Origin of the sequence: Providencia hangzhouensis, from assembly GCF_029193595.2 — a bacterium.
In the GTDB taxonomy this organism is placed as follows: Bacteria; Pseudomonadota; Gammaproteobacteria; order Enterobacterales; family Enterobacteriaceae; genus Providencia; species Providencia hangzhouensis.
On sequence record NZ_CP135052.1, the window covers coordinates 2,612,074 to 2,628,715 of the forward strand.

The window sequence follows — 16,642 nt, forward strand, 5'->3', positions numbered from 1 at the left end:
CAGAAATTATCATTATGTATTATCTGACAATTCCTTTTGGGATAGGTTCTTAATGTTATTTTATTCTCACAGAACTGCGCCGGTTACGTTATCAATGGCACTCGCCATCAGTATAGAAGTAAAAGTTACTTTTATAGTATTTATTTTTGAATAAGTCAGCGATGTGCTCATTCACTATTTATAACTGAACTCTGCCTGTGCAGGTCAATCTAAAGCGTGCCACGCACATCTTTTGACCTACCCCCGTTAATCAATACAGAATGTTGTTAGCCGCTTCCGCTTCTGGCACAGAACTGCCACTTAATTAAGCATGATTCTGTGCCACAGAGAAAGCGCAAACTAATTCCAAGAAATTAATTTTAATTCACTACTAACAACCATGTTTCAACACAATCTCCAAATACTCGTGTTTCCAATCACCATCAGACAGCTCATGCAAACTCACAAATCCATCGTGTTCTAGTGCACAGACACCGTTGTGCGACCTTACATAATCATAGACTGCACGGCTTTCTAGTCCTTGAATCATGTGGGCGAGTAGCTTACGTCTCATCACATCACGACGCCACGCCTTCCACTCCTCGTTTTTTGTTTTTCGCTTTGTCGTATTGAATGGCTGCCCAGCCGCATTCACGACAGAAAGCCCATGCCTATTTTTCTTTCCTATTTTTAGATACTCGTCAATGAGTTGATTTATGCTTTCGCGTAGCTCTGTTGTCTCTAATTTCCAATGTTCCAGTATTTCTGATACATAATCGTCGGAATAGAGCTTTCGTAGCTTTTTCACCATACTTCCCTTCGCTGACAAACTAACAGAGCCAGCATTAAATATAGTACCGTAGCGGATAGTTTTAACGAGATTATCATCTACACCTAGCGTATCTTTGATAAAGTCAGTTTCTAGTACAGATAGTGAATCAGTGCTAATCCCATATTTCTTGAATTCTTGCTCTAAGATAGCTAACTGGCAGCCTTTAATATCATAATTGTACCCGTTGGCTAAACATGCCCATTTCATCTTGCTGGGTAAATATTGAAAACCTGTACCTACCTCAAAAGAACGGCTACCCACTTTGGCGGTTTTATACGCTTGTCGATACTCAACGATTAGCGGTGTTTCACTCATCACCTTGACACCTACCTCCATCAAATGAGAGATAAAATTAAAATAAAAGCTCTTATTTTTTGCAGTAGGATGGTCATTACAATATTCTTGTAGTTTATCAAGGTTGATCGGTAATGCTTCGAGTTGTTGATACACACCGATAATACGCTGTCTAAAATTGGCATTTTCGATGGCTCGTTTCGATGTTTTATGCTTAGGAGGCTTTACATTATAATAGCTTTTTAACATCAATTCATACAGTGTTTCGGGTTTCTTACGCTTATCAAAAATATTCGTCAAATAGGTATAGCGATCGGTGCGTTTAAGATAATCCTTTCGTTTACCGGGAAATAAGGCTTTAAGGACACTTTTAGATAAAGCAAATTCACGACATTTATGGATCCCAAAGCTATGTGGAATAATCTTAATAATATTAGCTTGTTCTAAGCACTCTAAACCGCGCTCTAATCCTAAATCACGACTTTGCTTAAAAATCATAGGGAATTTCTCTTTCCCCAGTTCAGCGGAAAATGGCACAGAGTACGTCCATTTTTTATTTCCTTTAAACCTCGCTTTTTTCTTCGTATTTTTGCTAACCGTCGCACTACAGATAATATGCTGTAAGAACAAGCCAATTTCACTGTAATATTGAGGTTTTTGACGTTGATCGACGGTATTATCAAAGGGAACGCTCAGAACAATCGCTTTATAGGCTTCTACTGTAGCTTCTGTAACAAGAATGTTATCTTTGGTGATATATGCTGTCATTTCAATTTACCATGTTGTTAATAGTAAATTGAATTACGCAAATGCATTTTTAATGGGGTTAATCCCTAACCCCATTTTTTAGTGGGTAATTAGAAAAACCGAGAAAGCGTCAAATACCCGTGCCAGCTACTCAAAGCGATCAGTTAAGACCAACAACTCGCGGTCTAGACGAAAATAGCTAATCCCAATATCCCCACACTATAGGCATTATATATATACGTTATTATTCATAGCCATTATGCTTATGATGCTTGCTAAACTTGATGTTATGCTGGTAACCAGCATTGATATATATATACATATATTATTATGTTGAGTCGCCACACAATACTGCCGCAGCGACCCTACACCATTACCCGTGATACAGGCTATTAATAACCGTGTTTAAGAGCCCATTTTTCACGTAAATTCTTCTGCCAAAGAGCATCATTGCCAAGAATGGCAAGGTCGTATTTCAGTATGTAAAGCTGATCCCACACCTTTTGGTGATCAATCAACTCCACATGATGTTTTTTTAACAAACGATCAAGCTTCTTCACTACTTTTTTCGGGTATTTCTCTTTAATGTATGCCCTTATTTCTGGTAATGTCCGCACTTTATAGTCAGAAACTAACACGGCTAGTTCAGATGTCACCTTAGTGTCAATGAAGATCACTTTTTCAAGTAAATTAGGCATATTATTCATCTTACGTAATAACAGTTTTTGTTTTTGTGGCTGGTAACGTAATTCAATGCGTAAAAATTTCGGATACTGTTCTACATCAACCAAAACATTACCGAGTTCATCAACTTCCTCTACAACATCCGATATATCCTTTCCTACATCGCATTTAGGATAGACAGAAGCATAAATTTCAGAGTTACGACTGCCCAAATTAATACCAACCCCACCATCTGATGAATTCTTATTGACCTTACCTTTGCTTGCACTCTTTAGGTGGATAAAGTAATCATCGATGTTAAGTCCATAAGTATCAAGTGCATAATCTATACGTGTCACCCACGCTGATTTTAAGAGCTGAAATAAATATTCGCCTAATAACGGTTCGCTACCTAACCACATAAAGAGAGCATTAAGCTCTTTTTTACGAAAGTGTTGAGGACTGAATTCAAAGCGAAATTCTCCCCTCTTCCCCTTTCCGGTTGGATGAAAATTGATTAACAAATACTGGTTACGGTTGCGCTTACTTCGAATGAACACTTCTGAGCGGTAGTACTTGCCCATATCGCCAGTCGAAGAACGACGTTCTACAGTATATTTAGCTGTACCGTCTATTTTCTCAATTCTTTCATCTATCAACTTCGAAATATTAGACCCGCAGGTAGAGACAATAGATAACTTATCAAATCTCGCTTTTATTAATTGTCCCATTACATTTCGACCCACTTCGCAGGAATAAGTGAGATCATCAATCCGCTTTGCCGACATACTATTCATAGATACTTCCCCATAAATATATAAATTATCAATCAGATACTGGTATATGGTCATGCCATATCATCATCATTTGTCCATATAAGACGCTTAAAGAGTCATTCATTAATCTTCCTTTTCTCCAACCAATCATGAAGATCGCTAGCTAACCAACGTGCGGTTCTTCCAGACGGTACGAGTTGACATTGCGCAGGAAATTCCCCTGCTTTCACCCAGCGATAAATGGTCGCTTTAGATACCTTACAGCGCTCCACTACATCACTAATCTTGAGTAGTTGATCTTTATGCATATACCCTCGTCATCTTTCATGCTTCGATGGGAATAGCTTAAACCATGGTTTTTTGAGGGTTCTGACACGCAATTGAAAGGAAAAGGTCAACGTTTATGACGCAACCGATTGCGGATTAAACGATGAGAAATTTGACTAATGATTTATTCTATGCAGTATAGGGAAAATAATTGAAAATAGTTTACCAGCTCTCTTGCAAGCTAATATCGAGAATTTTTTGATCTAAAAATCAGATTTTTATATTAAGGATACTCATAATGCTAATGGATAAAGATATTCTAAACCAAATATACCCTTACATTGGAAGTGATTCACTAAAAAAGCTATTATTGATACTAAAAAAAACCAATCCTAAATTTAATAATCGTGATATTAAAAGCGGTGATGCTTTGAGCTTAACACTTAGCTACTGCATAGAGATTGCCTATAACGAGTTATTTAATTCATTCGATGATAATAGCCCCTCACCTCTTCCACCGCCCAAGACACCCAAATCGCAACTACTTTATGGAATTTTTCAGTTGGTGACATCTTTACGCGCTAAAAACCTAAGTAACAAAAAAATCATCAACTACTTGAATAAAAAGCAGATACCTACGCCAGATCATGTCATGAACAAATATAGCTTAGCCCTAATTCAACAACATACCCCTAGATGGGGACTGGCTGATTTAACCAGTATCCTTACAGAACAAAACAAAGCTGAAGTGTTACTTTATGAATACCTAGAAGAATTGAATCATCGGGCACAAAAATAGTCATACAACAATATTGTATCCCTCTACTCACTTTATTGCTTTAAGTGTCTAGATTGAGAGTAAATCAATTTATGGAGGAGATATCTCCACAAAATAAATAGATTCACTATACAACCGCCGTACCTTGTTACCTCGTAATCCATAACGGGTGCGGCTTACTCGCTCTTGCTGGTGGCTATCAAAGAAATAGAGATAGTCACTATCCATACGCTCCACCAGCGACCAATGCCACTGATCACCCAGAAGAATAAGCCGACGTGACGTTGTATGTGCGTCTAAGAACGCCTGACAAGTAGACAGTATTTTTTGTGTGGTAAGTCCATCTTTGTAACGAAATGGCGTGGTGACGTGTAGAGAGGCTTGTGATGGGTATTTTGAGGTTAGGCGCTTAATCAAGTAATCCATTTCAGGAATATCAATACCTTGGGTTAAACACTTGTACAGTGACCAGTATTCGCTGTATTCACGCAAAAGATAATTAAATAACGGGCGGGGCTTAATGCGGTCGCCATAGAACCATGTACTCATATTCACCAGACTGTAAATCCCACAGAGGCAATCTAAATCCCCTTGCTTGGACGGTATCAACATCAACTCAAACCTTCTATTGATTGTACTGTACTTAATGGAATCACCAGCGCTGGTATTATTTTTTACTTAATTAGTGGGTTTCCCACTGAATACTGACTTCATAACATTTCATTTTGTGGTATTGAATAAAATTGCGTTGCCACAGTTCAAACAGTGCTCCGCCCTCTTCTTCATCAATATCCCCCATCATAAAATGATAAACATAACCCTGCGACCAACAAATATCGAGTTCCTTTTCAAGCTCAGGATAATAGCTCCCCATGTATGAAAAATCTGTCACATAATCAAACTGCCATTGCTCATGCAGCCGTAACAAGCGTATTTCGACAGGATGGAAACCGCCTGTTTCAGAACTATACAATGGGTCTCGAAAATTTAAGGTAACCGCCCTAACAGTGGTTAAATCAATCGCTGAGTTAATCACTGAATTATCCAGTTCATGTAATAACAATTGGCTAAATACTTGTGCGATAGGCAAGCGTAGCCCTGACTGATGAATAGTCATATAAAGTTGCCTTTAAATAAAAAAGTAAAAATAAACTGTTAAGCAAAACCCAATCATATTTTGGGTATAGTGCCATGCTAATATTTTACCATAACCACTAGCAAAGTAAAGCATTTTATTATTTATAATCAGGTAGTTACGTGTATTTAGCCATCATTGCTATTTGGATGTGCGTACTGTGATTTTTATTGAAATAAAGACATTATCAACGTTTACATTAGCCCAAAACGTAAAATTTCCGTATATCAGATTTATTGATTCTGAATCACGCCATTTACCCAAAGGATCCCTCCCTATCACCTCTTGTCCTCGCGTTATACCCAAATAATTAGACTGCCTCCCTTAAATTTTCACTCACATTAGAATCTCAGCAACCCATGACCGATCGTTTTTAACGATCGATAAATCATTATTGATAGGCGTAATTGATTCTAACAATCGTTTTGATCATATTGATAGGTAAAACAGATCATATTTTGTAAGCTTGTGTTTGATAGGTTCACACGTTGTAGCCCTTTTTAATTAAAATTTTTGTTATTTTGTTCTACAAAAGGTTATCAAGTGAACCTAATAATCGATGTAACCGCCTATTTTAACGGGCGCTTATCCATTTTTTTTCATCAATTAATAAAGATGTCATTATGAAAAAACAATTAAATACAAACTATCGTCTTGTCTGGAGCGCTGTCCAAAACGCGTTGATTGCCGTCTCTGAACTAACCCATGCAAAAGGTAAGAAAACAGCGGGTATCATCGCACTTTCAGCATTATCATCACTGGCTTCAATACCTGCCTTTGCCGATGATAGCCGTTGTGTCAATGGCACAACAGTGACCGATAATTGCACCGTTGAGGCTGGGGAAACAGTGTCAAATATGACCGTTAAGGAAAATGGCAATTTACGAGTAAACGGTGAATCAAATAATACCGTTTTAACAGGACAGAAAAATCCAACCGGTTCAGGGGCGTCATTTGATGATGGAAGTCGGTATGATTCAGCGACAGAATGGGTTTATGGCACGGCGACGGGCACCATCATCAATGCAGGTGGGATCCAAAAGGTCGACGGTGGTACAGCCGACCAATCAAAAGTCAATTATCACGGTGTATTAGAAGTTAACAACGGGGGCGCAATCACTAATTCAACAGTAGGCTCTAATGATGCCGTTGATGGGTTAAAAACCGATGAAGCCTATATTTCTGTTATCGGTAATGGTAGTTCAGCTAAGAACACCCATATTAACAATGGTGGCGTTCTGAGTGCGTCAGAAGGAGCTATCGTCACGGATACAACCATCAATGCCGGAGGGCGTCTAGAACTTTCAGTGGATAACGACCTCGATAACAACGAGTTTAGGACGAATGCAGGCATAACTACAGCTAATGGTGTAACAATTAATAAAGATGGCATACTGGCGCTTGATAAGGATACAAAAGCAACCGATGTGGCCGTCAATGAAGGCGGCACCCTATGGGCTGAAAATGGCGCTATTCTTGAAAATATAACGACCGTTGGAGGAGAAACTAAAGTTCAAAATGCCACACTCACTGGTAGCAACGTCTTTAATCAGCAAGGAACATTGACCGTCTCAGGGGATGTATCTGCGGAAATCATTGAGTTGTATGATGCCAATATTCAATTTGAGGGGGCGTCTGTTTCACAAGCCTCTTATCGCCGTAACACACCAGAGTTCAATGCGGGGCATCTTACCGTGAAAGAACTGAAAGGTGAAGGTGACAATAACAACATTACTCTGCGTATAGATGCCACATCGGGAGAGCATGACACATTACAAGTGACTGACGCTATTGACGGGCATTTTAATGTCAATATTAACAGTCAAGGTAAAGAAATAAACACATCGGCGTTAGATTCAAGTTTCATTGAAGCAAAAGGCAGTGATGCTCATACGTTCTCTGGTGATACTGATATTGGCGCTTACAACTATTCGCTTTACCAAGATGGCGATGACTGGCGGCTCCAACGCAGCGGCAATTTATCGGCATCTTCGAGCAATGCCATGATGCTCGCAAACGTCACACCAACAATTTGGGCGAGCGAATTATCCGTCTTACGCAACCGCCTAGGCGAACTCCACGCAGATTCTGAACAAAATGGTGTGTGGCTGAAATACATAACTGCCCGTAACCGCGTTAATAATAACCAGACAAGCTACAAACAGGACATGAACGGGTTTGTCCTCGGCGGCGATCGACAGCTTGATGTAACTAATGGAAAACTGTTCCTCGGCAGTCAGTTCGGTTATTCCTACTCATCTCTTGATGCAGCAAGCAGCGACGGACAAGTCAAAAGTTACAGTTTAGGCCTCTATGCGACATGGTTACACAATAGCGGCTACTACGTCGATGGCGTACTCAAAGGAAATCGATTCTTTAGTGAGAATAATGCACGCTTCAATCAAGGTACATCGAAAGCCAATGATGCGACCAATGGAATTGGATTCTCTCTTGAAGGAGGGAAACATATTAATATCAATACGTACCAAATTGAACCTTATGTTCAACTCGCTGGATTCCAAGGACAAAAAACACACTACACGTTTGATAATGATCTTCATGTTAATGCGAATGCAACCCGCTCTTTAAAAGCTGAGATAGGTACAACATTGGGTAAAGAATTTACACTACCTAATGGCGGTAATGCAAAACCTTATATTCGTCTGGCGGCAAGCCAAGAGTTTATCAAAAATAATGATGTCACTATCAATAATACCGAACGCTTTACCAATGATATGTCTGGCTTAACGGGGAAATATGGTATTGGTATGAATACAAACATTGTTAAAGATCTGGACATGTATGGTGAATTTAATTATGCCAAAGGCAACAAGCTTGAAACACCGTACAGTGGCACTGTGGGGATAAGATACAGTTTCTAACCTTTTCACTTAGCCCTCGACTATCAGTTTGAGGGCTTATTTAAACCACTTCCACCATGCGATATTAAAAATCAGTCTTTAGATGACTTTTTATCTCAATTGTTCCCTTTGGCGTGATTAAACAACGTTGATGATTTTTTTATGGCGGGGGAATATTGATGTGGAAAGTGAATGAAATAATAGAAACGTCAAATGGTAAAATGCCAACCTAATAATAGGCTGGCATAGTAATTAACCGTTGAGTAACGTAACAACAAAACTTTTTTTATCATCCGTGAGCTGCACGGAATAAATTACCGTGACAGAGCCTGCTTCTCCCGTTGCTTCGGCAGCACAGAGATAAACGCCTCGTTGTGTATTTTGACGTTGCGTTCGCACATTCTCAAGCTGCTCATACATTGCCCAACCGACATGTTGATTGACCACTTGTAACGCTAATGCTTTTGCACCATCACTATTACAATTAACGGTACTCTCATTGCATCCCGTTAAACCAACCATCGCAGTTAATATGCTTGATTTCATCCATTGGCTAAGTTTCATTTTTACATTGTCACCTTATAGCAGAAAATTCACGGTTATTCCTGCTAATATATCGAGTGCAATCACAACCAACGCCACGTAATACCAAGCACGGCGATTCGGTATTTTCACGATAAAGTAAAAACAGCAAACATCCCAAATGAGAATCAATGCTTCCACTTTATTCAATGTCACCTTTTTAGTAATAAAAAATTCAACGATATTTAAGAATAAAATCGGTAAAAACCAAAATAGCCAAAAGGTTTTAGCTAATCCAAAGCCACCGTTGAGCAAACGCTGTTTAAATAAAGCCGGATCATTTAATCCTTTTACTTCGTTTTCTTCTCGGATTTTTTGCAATTTATTTTTGATAGACATGACTGTTCCTTCAATTAAATGAATTAAGTTTTTTTTTCCATGATGTTGGCGCCAGAATGGGTGCAATGCCTTACCGATAGGCAAGGGTAAATATTTAGGCTATTTCAATGACCGTCCATGATTATTAGAGGGTGGCTTGTTGATGTAACGACTCGGCCATATTGTTTCAGGAACCGTGCCAATCACATCCGCAATGATCTGTTCAGCTCTTGGGTACGCTCGCTCTAGCGCATTATTTAACGTCCGAGAAGAAAGACCATGCTCACGAGATAATTGCGCTAGTGTGACCCCTTTTTTATGCAAAGCCGCCACAATATCCGCACGGTGCCAATCCGCAACGCTTCCTTTTCGGGGCTTTTTTTGAGATGCTACAGGGTTAGACATAGTAATAACTCCACTGTTTAATTCCTCGTCTATTAAAAACCAATTAAAGGGAATTATCAATAGATATCTTTATGATTTTAACATCTTTCTAGTGCGGTTATTTTATCCTTTTGATATATATGGGATTTATAAAAATCATGACTGATAAAAAACAATTAACTGAAATGGATAATGCGCCCAAGCTCTGGTTTACCAGTGGGGAGCTAGCTGCTATAGGAAAAGAAAAAGCTGACGATCCAACACGTTACCCTGAATATAAAGAGATGGATATCCCTACCACCGCGAAAGGCGTTAGAGTCCGTCTAGAGTCAATCACAGCTCTTCATCCCCACTTTCGCAAGAAAAACCCTAATAAGCGCGGCGACCTCTATCATATTGATGCATTTAAGGTGATCCTAAACACGGATGAAAAAGAGCTCATCAAGCAAAACACACTATCTTCTGAAAGTGCAGATCTTAACCTTTTACTTGAAATCTACAAATCACTGTCAGTTGAGAAAAGAAAAGCGTTATTAAAAAATGCACTCACAATGAAACAGGAAGAATTAGATTAGTATCTTTTAATACCTTTTGTTATTTTAATAACTGTATTTTCGTCACTGACTCAGAGGCACTATGCAGTTATCTCACCACAACACGCTAGACAGCAGCTATGACCCATTGACAGTTAAAGCTATTGATTATGTCATTCTCATTAACAGAGCCTCACCGAGACGTTTACAGCGCCATTTTCGGATAGGATTTCACCGTGCTGAGCGCATTATTTATCAACTTGAATATTTGGGTGTGGTTACGCCTTTGAATCAGTATGATTATCGTGAAGTGCAGGGATACCCAACTCACTACCAATCTTTTGATGCATCAGCCTTTGCAGCACCTATTGAGACAGCACAGACACCGTTATTCATTGATTCACCACTAGATACGCAATCCCTAGAATACCGTTGCTTAATTCAAGCTATCGTCTGGCAGCGTATTGTGGTCTGGGTCGAAGAAATCGAGATTGAGGGCGGTACAGCCAATATCTTGAAATCTGTTTCACCGTTTGAATACCTAATTGATACGCACAGCGATGACATTTATCAGGATACTCTTCGCAACAACGCCAGTTCTTACCGTTTTCTTGCCACACTTCGTCCTGAAACCCCATTGGATGTACTACGGCAGCATGGGCGCATTAGTTATCAACCCTGCTGGAAGCTGCCTCGAATAGCACAAGAAGAATGGCAAGGTTTATGGGTGCCAAATGAAGCAGGATGGGAAAGCCTATGTGAGGAAAATATTCATCAGCCAAGAGGGATTGGCGAGTGGCCTGATTTACCCCATAGAAGCATGAAACCGTTTGTACATGGGCTGCAAGAGGATGGTGGGGATTATTTACGGTATTTGATTTATTGGAAGAGTCATTAGTTATTATATAAGTGTAATATTTTTACAAATATGGACATACTAGAATATCCAGCCAGTGGGATATCTTAATCGAACAAGAATACCGTAAGACTCTTCCCAATGAAAAGAAGATTTTATGTTGTATAATATATAAACATGAAATACCATTAATGTATTAATGATATAAAAGAAAGGAACTGAAATGGATAATTTATTGGAATCAAATGATATTTATAAAAATTATTCGACCAACGAAGAGAGCAACACTTATAATAATGCATTAGGAACTTATAATACAGAGGATTTTACTATAAGGTTAGCTTATTTTATTCATGATAAACTAGAAAATTTAGAAACAGGAAATCTTAGTTTTTCAAACATAGATGTAGATACATTACGTGCATATTCGACTTATTTTCATGAAACAATACATTGGCGACAACATATAGGTTCAACATCAGGGTTCATTTTAAGCCTGATAATGCCCTTTCAGTACACAGCTATCGAACAATCCCTTAAAATAGTTTTAAAAGAGATCGGTCCAATAAAATCATTAAAGCAATATTATTATAATAATGTGAAGACCAACACCCCAACAGATGAATTATTCATTAATTTGAATAATGTTTTCAATAATTTCTATGACATGCTTCATTATAAAAATCTAGTAATAAATCCAAAAATAATAACTCAGGAAATGCATGAAGAATTCTATTTAAGTTACGGTCATGCAACAGCGTATACTTATATAAACTTACTAGACCAGCTATCTTATTTTTTCGATGATAAAGATAAATTTAAAATTAATAATAAGATTGAAAGTTTAAAAAAACTAATATCCAGCCAACAAGGATCCCCTTATGTTGAATTCAATGCATTTAAAGAAAATAATAAAGTAATCCCTCCTTTAGGGGTAAAGCAAATTTATGAAGGTCAAGCTAGATTTCTTCAGCTTCAATTATTATATTTTTCAAATAAAAACTTATTCAATATAGAATATTTTAAAGATAAAGATTTGCTATCTGGAATATATGGAGATGCATTTGAGCTTTATCTAAAAATAATTGAGCATGACTTCCCAGAAGATTTCGGTGATTCAATCATAGCCATTTTTTTGATTGTATGTGACCTAGCAATTAACCCCTCCACCGCATTTCCATTAGAAATAGAGCATGATGATTCGTTTTTTTTTGATGCTATCCCTGGTATTAGATTTTATGATTTATGTAATGAAGTAAAAAATCTCATTAATTCAAATGAAAATATAAGTATTAAAGATTATTCGAAAGATGAATATGATAGAATAACCTCACTACTATGCGAGAATCTATGCTATCCAAAACCTAACTTTTTCCTCAACAAAATAATTAACTGGAAGAATGAGAATAAAAAAATATCTGAAATAATAGATGAGGAAATTGATTATTCTTTTAAAGATGAATTTTACCAAGTTAGATTTTTATTTTCAAAATTCATTACATTTAGTCAGGATAAGCTAAATAGCCCTGAATTTTTTTGTTGGACTGGAGCTTGTAGTGCAGGAAAAAATGTAAATGATGAATATAGAAAATTAACAGAAAAATACAAAGCACCATTTATAAATCAAAAAGATTTAGATGTTTATGCTGCATCAATAGACAATATCAATGAGAATAATTTAGAAAAAATGAAAGATAGTTTTACTCTAATGAATATTATCTCAAATTTAACTCGCCAATGGATAAATAATGACGGTGATTTCAAGATTGATTTCATTAAAGAGATTAATGGTAAATACTCATATGATGAATTGTATCAATCATACAGCCTAATATTTAAAAATCACTTTGGTGTTGATTTTGAGCAATTCAAATCCCCTAATGAATAGCACCAATAAATTCATTTTTCATTACAAAAAATAAAAAAATGACCGTTTAGTCGGTCATTAAATAAAACGCTATTTCATATAACGATTTATTTATATTTTTTAAACTTAACCCTAACAATTTAAATTTACAATCGATAACTAAATAATATTAGCCTCTTCAGCTGAATCTAGCATCACTTTAATTAATGAAACTGCTCTCTGACCATGAAATAATACCCTTAAAAAAAAACCATCCATTATTGCAAACTCTGCTTTAGCATTACCAATGAAAATTACTTCTCCTTTATATTTAAAAGGCTTGTTACTTGTATTATCTAGACGTCCCCTTTCTTTTTTAGTTGCAAATCTTACCTGTAATCCTTCTTTTCTACACTCGTTGATTAGTCCATCAATAGATATCCCCATACAGACATGCTTTCGGCCAAATAAAATATCAAATTTATATTTGTCCGGTATGCAACGACTAAATATAGGTAAAGCAAGTGGTATTTTCATACAATCTAATAAACTAACCCTAGGACAATCTGATGAGCCACCGCAACCGTCAAACCAAAGATTAAATGCTATATGCCCCCCCTTCCGCATATGCTCGGATGAGTAGATCCCCAAAAATAAACAATTATCTATTACATCAATAACGTAACTTTCTTCATCTGATTTTTCTAATGCGCTTTCAAGCCGATCATCCCATGTGGTTATCTCAAAGAATTGTTCTGGTATATATATTTTATCTTGAGTATCTGGATCTACACCTATACCTGTTGAAAGAACTTTAGAAACATGTGACATTCTACTTGCTTGTCTAAACATTCTTTGAAGCTGCTTCAGAGCGTTAGTACCTTCTTTTTTAGTGAAGTAAAATAAAGATCTGTCGCAACGTGAGCTAATATAAAAGTTCATGAATTCTCCTATTTTAGAATTCATTTCTCCTTCTTTAACTTCACATAACCTGATACCTTTCTCAGGCTCAAACATTAATAAATCGCCAACTTGAATGAATGATGTTAGATCTGATATTAATGGTACTAAATCAGGTTTATCTTTACGCAGCTCTTTCACAGCAAAAACAACAGAATCAAAATTGCAATTATATAGATCAGGCTGCTTTACAGCCTTAAAAAATCTTCTTCCATAACATAGTTGTTGACCTAATAACTGCCAAGCAATTGCGTCAGCAATCCCTCGGAGCAAAAGCTCTTGTGGGTAATCAATCTTATCACTACCTTGAATAATGGAAATAATACAATCTTGTGCTTCGTTCATGCCTTTATTAGCTGAAGCATAGAAATCTTTTTTTAACTGCAAATCATGAATTAAATCATCGACATTTGTGATTTTATCCCAAAGCTGACTAGACCCCCTACAAGCTTTATCATACAAATCCTGTATTAACTCCTCATATTCTAACGGAAATATTTGTTGCTTTAATGTTTCAACTACATCATATTTAGATTTGTATCTTTTCTTACCCATCAAATTTCCCTTCCTATCAATAACCAACAATTATTCCTTTATGTAGGATAAAGGAACAAGGTGCTTTTAACCATAACCTAAATTAACGTTCTTATTTTCACTGTCTTATTATTATAGTTATATGTTTAGTTGTACGTTTTAAACGTGTCCACTTAATACAGGTAGGATCAATAGAATTATACTTAGCACTTGTATTTAAATGGGTACTCCGGTAATCCCCCCATATGATCCGCCCACCTCTGCAATCACACCTTGCATTCACTCTCATAACCACATAAATCATACGTTCCTTCGATACCACTACGTGAATGCCCAAGTATCGCCTCCCCCACTTCATTAGGGCAACCTAATTTAGCCAACCCAGTACGTACTGTTCGACGTAAATCATGAGGTGACCAATCAGGGATATCTAGCATCTTGCCTTCTTTGCGTAAACGTCACGCACATTCTGTTAGATATTTTTGTTGAATCGGCAACTTGGTTACTTGAGATGGGAAAAGATATTTATCGGAGTTCATGCGCATTGATTTCAAGTAGGTGACTGCTTGCTCGGGTAATTGCACATATCGTTCAATTCCTGTCTTGGTTTCTTTCAAATGAATAGTTCCTTTTTCAAGATCCACATCATCCCAAGCCATTGCGCACACTTCACCAGTTCGGCAGCTTGTCCAAAGCGTCAGACGAAAAGCATTGACTGGTAATATCCGTATCAATAGATAGCAAGCTAATCAAGTTAACTTTACCTATAACGCTCTTTAGCATATTATCAAAAAAGGAAAATATAACTTTATGCCACTTTATAATAGTCATTGCGAAGTAAATTTATTGTATGGAATTGTTTAATTTTAACAATAATACGCTATTTTATCAGACACCTTGTTCTAAATGAGTACACCGCTGAGTACAAAATCAATAACACAAAATTAAATCAATAAAAATCAAATAAATACACCCTAAGTTAGTGCTTAATGTGTAAGCCTATATTTTAGATTTGCACCCAACTAAAAAGTATCATTAATCAAAAAAACAGCATAATATTTAATTTATAAATATAATACTATGCTGTTTTCCCTCCTGTTATATCATAAAAACTCACTATTGGTTCTCCTTCTCTTTCTAAATAAATAGAATCTAGCTTACTTTCATAACAATTTGAATTTACAGGCTAACAAAGCCAAGTTAAAAAATATCAGACTAATGACCGCCCTAAGTCATATCTTAAAATAAAACATTATGGTAAAAAACGACACATATCCGTACTTGTTTACTACTCTGCAGTAACTCTCTTACTAGATATAAAGTAAGCTAGAAGAGCCCGTAACAAAAAATTTAAGCAGATAGAACCCTATAGTGTCTCGGCTATGGAGGTATAAATATTTAGATAAGTAAGGCTATTGATGTAATGATAAGAAGCCACACATCATCTCTGCTAGCTACTATAATGATTTAATTGTATTTTTTTGTAGATTTTTACTCCAAATGAGAGTATTAATTAATCACTTGATTTTACTGTCTTTTTTCTAAAGTCTTTCGTTTTTCAAATTACATAATCACTCCTTATGTGTGTGTTTTTGATTGAAATCAAGTTATTTTGTTACAATCTAAGAGGATTTATTAAAATTTGTTAATTTCAGATAAAAATACTTTTTTTTATGTCAAACCAAGCCTAATAAACTAACAAGCTAACTTCTAAATTTGATTTTAAAAAAATTGTTAAAAACTTTAAATGTTTATAACTTATTGTTAGATAAGAAAAACAACTGAATTGTAAAAAGTGTAAATATAGCCAATTAAATAGACTCTATTCTTTTTCGTGGTTTGATTTAAAAAATACTACTCATTATAATTGTAAGCACTTAAAGGGAATATATAAGAGCACAACAAATTATAAATTATTAAACTGAGACCTTGTTATTAATTATGAGTAAAGTTAATAGAGTCATATCCAAATATGAAACACAAGATAATCTATTTTCTATTTACTGTGGATTAGTTATAAGAAAAATACGTAAAGAGAATGGTATTTCTGCTTGTGAACTAGCAAAACAAGTAAATGTTTCACAGCAACAAATGTCACGTTATGAACGTGGAATAAATAAAATTAGTATTGATATGTTATTTAATTTAAGCGTAGCACTCGATTGTCCATTTGAAAGAGTCATTAAGCTTATTATTGCTGAAGTTCAAAAATCCCCTTCGGATGATGTAATTTCTTTAAAAAATAAGATATCAGCATCTGATACAATTTATTTTTATTAGTCCATTTAAATATATTT

15 protein-coding genes and 1 pseudogene are annotated in these 16,642 nt (G+C 36.2%); 6 read left to right on the forward strand and 10 right to left on the reverse strand.

Annotation, left to right across the window (positions count from 1 at the left end; translation table 11 throughout):
- Nucleotides 1–370: 370 nt before the first annotated feature.
- From PZ638_RS11770 to PZ638_RS21225, 3 genes are all read right to left on the reverse strand, one after another.
- On the reverse strand, nt 371–1,873 hold the full coding sequence (locus PZ638_RS11770; protein WP_259465991.1) for a hypothetical protein: 1,503 nt from the start codon (nt 1,871–1,873) through the stop codon (nt 371–373).
- A gap of 371 nt (nt 1,874–2,244) precedes the next feature.
- Nucleotides 2,245–3,312 (reverse strand): hypothetical protein, encoded by a 1,068-nt coding sequence (locus tag PZ638_RS11775; protein ID WP_048607100.1) that lies wholly within the window; start codon nt 3,310–3,312, stop codon nt 2,245–2,247.
- A 95-nt stretch (nt 3,313–3,407) separates the two neighbouring features.
- Nucleotides 3,408–3,599: a helix-turn-helix transcriptional regulator gene (locus PZ638_RS21225; RefSeq protein ID WP_048607098.1), complete on the reverse strand. Its 192-nt coding sequence runs from the start codon at nt 3,597–3,599 to the stop codon at nt 3,408–3,410.
- A 263-nt stretch (nt 3,600–3,862) separates the two neighbouring features.
- On the opposite strand from PZ638_RS21225, the gene PZ638_RS11780 reads away from it, so the two are divergent.
- Nucleotides 3,863–4,357, forward strand: coding sequence for a hypothetical protein (locus PZ638_RS11780; protein ID WP_140171330.1), 495 nt, complete (start codon nt 3,863–3,865; stop codon nt 4,355–4,357).
- Nucleotides 4,358–4,426: 69 nt separating this feature from the next.
- Here PZ638_RS11780 and PZ638_RS11785 read toward each other — a convergent pair whose 3' ends face one another.
- A complete protein-coding gene (locus PZ638_RS11785) occupies nt 4,427–4,948 on the reverse strand; it encodes a hypothetical protein (RefSeq protein WP_187710317.1) in 522 nt (173 codons plus the stop codon).
- Nucleotides 4,949–5,018: 70 nt separating this feature from the next.
- Nucleotides 5,019–5,453, reverse strand: a complete 435-nt coding sequence (locus tag PZ638_RS11790) for a DUF2787 family protein (protein WP_048608175.1) — start codon at nt 5,451–5,453, stop codon at nt 5,019–5,021.
- Nucleotides 5,454–6,094: 641 nt separating this feature from the next.
- Here PZ638_RS11790 and PZ638_RS11795 point away from each other — a divergent pair.
- Nucleotides 6,095–8,353: an autotransporter outer membrane beta-barrel domain-containing protein gene (locus tag PZ638_RS11795; protein ID WP_272662767.1), complete on the forward strand. Its 2,259-nt coding sequence runs from the start codon at nt 6,095–6,097 to the stop codon at nt 8,351–8,353.
- Nucleotides 8,354–8,584: 231 nt separating this feature from the next.
- Here PZ638_RS11795 and PZ638_RS11800 read toward each other — a convergent pair whose 3' ends face one another.
- From PZ638_RS11800 to PZ638_RS11810, 3 genes are all read right to left on the reverse strand, one after another.
- A complete protein-coding gene (locus PZ638_RS11800; RefSeq protein ID WP_272662768.1) occupies nt 8,585–8,896 on the reverse strand; it encodes a hypothetical protein in 312 nt (103 codons plus the stop codon).
- Between the two features lie 15 nt (nt 8,897–8,911).
- Nucleotides 8,912–9,253, reverse strand: a complete 342-nt coding sequence (locus PZ638_RS11805; protein WP_048608177.1) for a hypothetical protein — start codon at nt 9,251–9,253, stop codon at nt 8,912–8,914.
- A gap of 99 nt (nt 9,254–9,352) precedes the next feature.
- Complete coding sequence (locus tag PZ638_RS11810; protein ID WP_275612115.1) at nt 9,353–9,637, reverse strand: helix-turn-helix domain-containing protein; 285 nt, start codon at nt 9,635–9,637, stop codon at nt 9,353–9,355.
- A 137-nt stretch (nt 9,638–9,774) separates the two neighbouring features.
- Here PZ638_RS11810 and PZ638_RS11815 point away from each other — a divergent pair, with 137 nt between their 5' ends.
- The 3 genes from PZ638_RS11815 (at nt 9,775) to PZ638_RS11825 (ending at nt 12,893) form a co-directional block, all read left to right on the forward strand.
- Entirely contained in the window at nt 9,775–10,191 is a 417-nt protein-coding gene (locus PZ638_RS11815; protein WP_070929666.1) for a hypothetical protein, read from the forward strand.
- A 61-nt stretch (nt 10,192–10,252) separates the two neighbouring features.
- Nucleotides 10,253–11,047: a DNA translocase FtsK gene (locus tag PZ638_RS11820; RefSeq protein ID WP_272662770.1), complete on the forward strand. Its 795-nt coding sequence runs from the start codon at nt 10,253–10,255 to the stop codon at nt 11,045–11,047.
- A gap of 181 nt (nt 11,048–11,228) precedes the next feature.
- Nucleotides 11,229–12,893 carry a hypothetical protein gene (locus PZ638_RS11825; protein ID WP_272662771.1) on the forward strand — a complete coding sequence of 555 codons (1,665 nt, stop codon included), beginning with the start codon at nt 11,229–11,231 and terminating at the stop codon, nt 12,891–12,893.
- 138 nt (nt 12,894–13,031) lie between these two features.
- On the opposite strand, the gene PZ638_RS11830 is transcribed toward PZ638_RS11825, so the two are convergent.
- Entirely contained in the window at nt 13,032–14,366 is a 1,335-nt protein-coding gene (locus PZ638_RS11830; protein ID WP_272662772.1) for a hypothetical protein, read from the reverse strand.
- A 245-nt stretch (nt 14,367–14,611) separates the two neighbouring features.
- Nucleotides 14,612–15,058, reverse strand: a pseudogene (locus tag PZ638_RS11835) (tyrosine-type recombinase/integrase); the annotation flags it as partial.
- 1,228 nt (nt 15,059–16,286) lie between these two features.
- Here PZ638_RS11835 and PZ638_RS11840 point away from each other — a divergent pair.
- Nucleotides 16,287–16,625 carry a helix-turn-helix domain-containing protein gene (locus PZ638_RS11840; RefSeq protein ID WP_004264112.1) on the forward strand — a complete coding sequence of 113 codons (339 nt, stop codon included), beginning with the start codon at nt 16,287–16,289 and terminating at the stop codon, nt 16,623–16,625.
- Nucleotides 16,626–16,642: the final 17 nt, after the last annotated feature.

Bases quoted from the DNA above. Each gene is read 5' to 3' on its own strand.
- PZ638_RS11770 (WP_259465991.1), bottom strand. From the start codon at position 1,873: ATGACAGCATATATCACCAAAGATAACATTCTTGTTACAGAAGCTACA.
- PZ638_RS11775 (WP_048607100.1), bottom strand. From the start codon at position 3,312: ATGAATAGTATGTCGGCAAAGCGGATTGATGATCTCACTTATTCCTGC.
- PZ638_RS21225 (WP_048607098.1), bottom strand. From the start codon at position 3,599: ATGCATAAAGATCAACTACTCAAGATTAGTGATGTAGTGGAGCGCTGT.
- PZ638_RS11780 (WP_140171330.1), top strand. From the start codon at position 3,863: ATGGATAAAGATATTCTAAACCAAATATACCCTTACATTGGAAGTGAT.
- PZ638_RS11785 (WP_187710317.1), bottom strand. From the start codon at position 4,948: ATGTTGATACCGTCCAAGCAAGGGGATTTAGATTGCCTCTGTGGGATT.
- PZ638_RS11790 (WP_048608175.1), bottom strand. From the start codon at position 5,453: ATGACTATTCATCAGTCAGGGCTACGCTTGCCTATCGCACAAGTATTT.
- PZ638_RS11795 (WP_272662767.1), top strand. From the start codon at position 6,095: ATGAAAAAACAATTAAATACAAACTATCGTCTTGTCTGGAGCGCTGTC.
- PZ638_RS11800 (WP_272662768.1), bottom strand. From the start codon at position 8,896: ATGAAACTTAGCCAATGGATGAAATCAAGCATATTAACTGCGATGGTT.
- PZ638_RS11805 (WP_048608177.1), bottom strand. From the start codon at position 9,253: ATGTCTATCAAAAATAAATTGCAAAAAATCCGAGAAGAAAACGAAGTA.
- PZ638_RS11810 (WP_275612115.1), bottom strand. From the start codon at position 9,637: ATGTCTAACCCTGTAGCATCTCAAAAAAAGCCCCGAAAAGGAAGCGTT.
- PZ638_RS11815 (WP_070929666.1), top strand. From the start codon at position 9,775: ATGACTGATAAAAAACAATTAACTGAAATGGATAATGCGCCCAAGCTC.
- PZ638_RS11820 (WP_272662770.1), top strand. From the start codon at position 10,253: ATGCAGTTATCTCACCACAACACGCTAGACAGCAGCTATGACCCATTG.
- PZ638_RS11825 (WP_272662771.1), top strand. From the start codon at position 11,229: ATGGATAATTTATTGGAATCAAATGATATTTATAAAAATTATTCGACC.
- PZ638_RS11830 (WP_272662772.1), bottom strand. From the start codon at position 14,366: ATGGGTAAGAAAAGATACAAATCTAAATATGATGTAGTTGAAACATTA.
- PZ638_RS11840 (WP_004264112.1), top strand. From the start codon at position 16,287: ATGAGTAAAGTTAATAGAGTCATATCCAAATATGAAACACAAGATAAT.